Origin of the sequence: Salipiger sp. HF18 (assembly GCF_011806505.1) — a bacterium.
Taxonomy (GTDB): Bacteria; Pseudomonadota; Alphaproteobacteria; order Rhodobacterales; family Rhodobacteraceae; genus Salipiger; species Salipiger thiooxidans.
The window spans coordinates 1-4,508 of sequence record NZ_JAATOS010000328.1 but is presented as its reverse complement, the minus strand read 5'-3'; the positions used below and the strand labels follow the sequence as shown (position 1 = coordinate 4,508).

Here is a 4,508-nt window from a genome sequence, read left to right as displayed (position 1 = left end):
CCATCCGGATCTCGGAGATCAGGCTGCGCATCGCCTCGGCGGCCTGGACCCGAACTGCTGGGTCTGACAGGGCAGTGACCAGATCGCCGATCTTCTGACGATAGAGATCGCCGAGGCTCGGGTTCATCCTCAGCACGGTCGGCTCCGGCGCCTCCGCAACCTGGGTTGCCAGGCTCCGCTTTCGATCCTCGCGCCGCGCCATCTTCTCCTTCATCGAGGAGTGATACATGCCGTCCTCGATCGCCGAGAAGAGACCGGCGATCTTCTTCTCGACCTGGGCGAGCTCCCGCTCGGCCCTTGCCCGCGCAGCCTGCGTGTCGGCTTTTGCTGCGTTTCAGGCCATGCGGTATTCCTCGACGAAGGTGTCGAGGAGGGCGGGTGGAGCAGGTTTTCCCGAAGACAGGCTAGGACACGCTCTTCGACGGAGTCGCGGTAAATCGTGGCTCGGTTGGTGCAGATGGCCGTTCCCTTGTTGCGTACCGCCGAGCACCCATACCGGGTCTTGTTGATAAGTGTGTAGGTTGCCCCGCAGCATCCGCATTTGATCAGTCCTGAGAGCAGGTAGGTCGGGCGGCGTGCCCGCTCGGGGCGAAGTCCACCGTCCTGAACCCCTGCGGGGTTCATCTCCTCGCGGATCGCTCCCTGCCTGTCCTTCACCCGTTGCCAAAGATCGTCGTCGATGATCGGGAGGTGCTCGACCTGCCGGTTCACCCACTTCTCTGGCGGGTTCAGCCTCGCCTGCCGCTTGCCGGTCGCGGGATCCTTGACGAACCGCTGCCGGTTCCAGACCAGGAGACCGATATAGGCCTCGTTGTTGAGGATCCCGGTTCCGCGCTTCCAGTTGCCCGAGATAGTGGATGGGCCCCAGGTCCCAGCATTTTTGCCGTTCGCGGGGCTGCAGATGCCCTCCGCATTCAGCGCGGCGGCCAGCGCGCGAGCAGACAGGCCGGCGGCATAGCCTTCAAAGATGCGCCGAACCGTGGCGGCCTCGTTCTCGACGATCTCGCGTTCCCCAGTGGTCACCGTGCCGTTGGTGCGAAGTGCTCGCACCGCGCGATAGGCATAGCTGATGCCGCCCGCCGACTTCCCATCACGGACGCGACCTTCCAGACCGCGATGTGTCTTCTGGGCGAGTTGCTTGAGAAAGAGGGCCGAAATCGTGCCGCCGAGGCCGATGTGCATTTCGTTGATCTCGCCCTCGGCCTTGGTTACGACCGACACATCGAGGAAGCTCATGCGCTTGTGCAGAGCTGCGATATGTTCTTGATCGCGCGACAGACGGTCAAGTGCCTCTGCGACGATGATGTCGAACTGGCCGTTCATCGCGGCCTGCTGCATCGTCTGGAAGCCAGGCCGCAGGTGCGAGGCGCCACTCATCGCCTCATCGGTGAAGACCTCCACCACTCGCCAGCCGCGATCGGCGCAAAGCGAACGGCACACGCGGACCTGGTCAGTGATTGACGCGGCAGATTGCAGGTCGCTCGAGTACCGCGCGTAGATCGCGGCGCGGACAGGTGCATCTGGTGTCATGGCTTACTCCTTTGGATCGGAGGCTGCGATCTCGTCGCGCACAGCCTGCTCTGCGAGCAAACGGACGAGATGGCGCAGCGCGGGATGGAAAGGCGCTGGCGGTTCGCAAACGTCGGGACGAGATGACGTTGGTTCCAAAGGCGCTGCCGCAGACGGCGTCTCCTCTGGATCTGCGTGTCTTGCCCGTTCCCGTGCCATTGGCCGAGTTCTCCCGATCCCTTGCGGTAAGGACTGCGGGAGGTGCAAAATGGTGATGATCTGTCCGGGACCTGCCCCGGTTCGTTGTCATCATCATGTCGCGGGCGCACGGGCAGGGTCGCCTGCCACGAGAGGGCGCCGAGGGGCGTTTGGTCGGGATTATGTGGAAAACTCAGGGGCGAGACATGCGGGGGCGGCGCGGTGGCAAGGCTAGACGCCCCGGCAGCGCGCGGGTTCGGTTGGTCAAAATATTACCTGAAGGGAGTTCTCCGTAATGCGGCAGGCACGGGCAGCTTTGATGTAGGATTGGGCGACCTTTGCCCGATGTTTGCGATTTGATTTTGTGCCTCCGGTCCTGGGCGCCCCTGCCATTGCGCATGTCTGTCGGCGATGATGGCCGCACGTGGCGAAGTTTGCGAATATCCATTGTGCAAACCGCCGGCGCGCCCCGCGCCATCGCCGCGACTTTGCGAATTCCTTTATGGCAAAACGGGGCTCCGGGCGACGTGATTGCCGCTGGAACAGGGACGCGCTCCGTGTCCATGCGCTCCTACCCGGAGGGACCTCCGTTCAAGTCTGTTTCTGCGAGGTCCACCGGCTGCAATCCGGAGAGCCAGGGACGAAGATCGGCCTCCTGAAGTTCGCGATGCTCGACGAGATGTGCGGCCAGTGTCTCGAGCAGATCGCGATGCGGGGCGAGCAGGGCGCGCGCGCGACGTTCGAACTGGTCGAGTTTGACGCGAAGCCGGTCGGCATCATCCGGGAGCAAGCGCTGCATGTTCGCCGGGCCAAGCCAGCCGTTGCCGTTGACGCCGAGCCCGAACTCGCGATCGAGCTGCAACTGGAGCGCGGAGGCTTGGGCAAGATCGCTTTCGGCGCTGCCGCCTGCGCCAGCCGTGATCGAGCCCAAGGCAAGGCGCTCGGCAGCACGTCCGGCCAAAATGATCGTCAGCTCATGCTCGAACTCGAGGGGCGTGCCCTCGTGGATTGCGGAACCGCGAGACGTGGACCCGCCGTCGCGGGACAGCTGCATTTGCCGGACCGGGCCCGCACGAAGGAGCGTCGCGACGATGGCGTGTCCGCATTCGTGGATCGCAATCCGACGATCATAGCCTTCGGGTGCGGGCGGACGCGCTGCGATCAGCGTCGGGATACGCAGGGGCTGGCCCGACCGCCGCGCCTGCGCCTTTGCCGCGCGAATGGCCGCATCGATCATGGCTGGCGTCTCGCCCGAGAAAACCCGTGCAAGCATTACAAGATCTGGCTCTGCCGCCTCAGGCAGGGCACGCCGCAGCATGTGCAGAACTTGGGCCTGCGTCGGACGCACCAGACTGTGATGCAGGTCAAAACGCCCAGGCCTGAGGATCGCCGGATCCAGTGCATCCCTATGGTTCGTCGCACCGATCAACAGAACGCCTTCGCTGCGCCGGAGCGCGTCGATCTCCTGGACGAACTAGTTGACGACCTGCCGACGGTAATTGGCGGAGTGCGTTTCATGATTGTCGCGCGATCCGGCTGCGTCGACTTCATCGATGAACAAGGCGGCGGGCCGCTTCGCTGCAGCTGCAGCGAAAGTCCGGCGCATCTCGCGTAGCATGTCGCCAAGGTGGCCAGCAGCTTGCCACGATCCGAATGAGCCTTCGACGAGCGGGACGTCAGCCGAGGCGGCAATGGCGCGAGCCAGCATGGACTTGCCGCCCCCGGGTTCGCCGTGGAGAAGAAGGGAAGAATTAATCTCGCTCCACTGCGCTTCGCCGCGGCGCCATGCGGTCAGGTCCGCCACGAGATCTGTGGCTGCCCGGTGAGCCGCTGTATCGCCGCCGATCTGCGCCAGCGTCATGTCACCTGAGACGGTGTCGTCCGGTGCTTGAAACTTTGCCAGCGCCCGCGCCACTGCTGCGGCATCGGGCTCTCGCAGAGCCGTGAAGAGGCTGAGGGGGTCGAGGTCTGCCAAGGCCGCATCGCTCGGCAGAAGCGGACGGATATGCTCGCGGTCGATTTTGCCAGTGGAGGAATGTGTCTGTGCGAAAAGCGCCAGCAGGATCTCGCGATCCAGAGAGGCGAAGCGGATCGCGGGTGGCAGCACCCGACTCAACCGCGCAGGCAGCCGAGCGCCTGCGGGAAGCAGGATCATGAGCGGATGCGGCAGGGCCAGCGCCGCCAGGATCTCGGCCTCAAGCTTGATGTAGGCTTGCTCGGGCACCATGCGGCTCGTCGGGTCGATGGGACGCAGCAGTTGCAGGACCCCGCTCCGAGCTGCGCGCGGGGCCCGCATCTGCGCGGACCAGCCTTCTGGTAGAAGCAGTCTACCGATCGAGGTCGCGGTGCCGGCAAGCTGCTGTGGATCGATGCCATCGATCACCGTGACCTTGCGACGTTGGAGGGTGTCGAGGAATGCGGGCTCCGTGCAGAAGGTGGCTGCGAGCTGCAGCGCGGTCAGGATCTTGCCCGGCTCGATGAACCGTTTGGGCGTATCGGCGCCGGTCTCGTCAAGCGTCCAGCCGTCGACGCCTGCCGCGCGCATCGCTTCAAGATCGCGGGAATCGTGCCGCTGGCTGTGCTCCAGCTCGTCGAAGAGCGCGACCGCGCTCTGGTTGGTCGGCCTCTCGCCCGGATCGATCCGGTCGCCCTCTGTTGCGAGGTCGAGATCGTAGCGGTCGTCGGCCTCCGCCGTGCGGAGGCGGCGCAGGATCGTGCGGGCATAGGGGCCCCAAGGGGCGCTAGTGGGCTTCGGCATGTCGCGGTGCTCCATGACAAGGGGAAGGGGGCCGGCTGACGCC

2 protein-coding genes and 2 pseudogenes are annotated in these 4,508 nt (G+C 64.8%); all 4 read right to left on the bottom strand.

Annotated elements, in window-relative coordinates:
- Positions 1-214: pseudogene (locus HC022_RS19705) on the bottom strand (recombinase family protein); the annotation flags it as partial.
- Entirely contained in the window at positions 211-1,530 is a 1,320-nt protein-coding gene (locus tag HC022_RS19700; protein WP_167453558.1) for a recombinase family protein, read from the bottom strand. The pseudogene HC022_RS19705 and the gene HC022_RS19700, both read right to left, overlap by 4 nt.
- A gap of 748 nt (positions 1,531-2,278) precedes the next feature.
- Complete coding sequence (locus tag HC022_RS19695; protein WP_254885186.1) at positions 2,279-2,944, bottom strand: hypothetical protein; 666 nt, start codon at positions 2,942-2,944, stop codon at positions 2,279-2,281.
- Positions 2,945-3,124: 180 nt separating this feature from the next.
- Positions 3,125-4,252, bottom strand: a pseudogene (locus tag HC022_RS29895) (AAA family ATPase); the annotation flags it as partial.
- Positions 4,253-4,508: the final 256 nt, after the last annotated feature.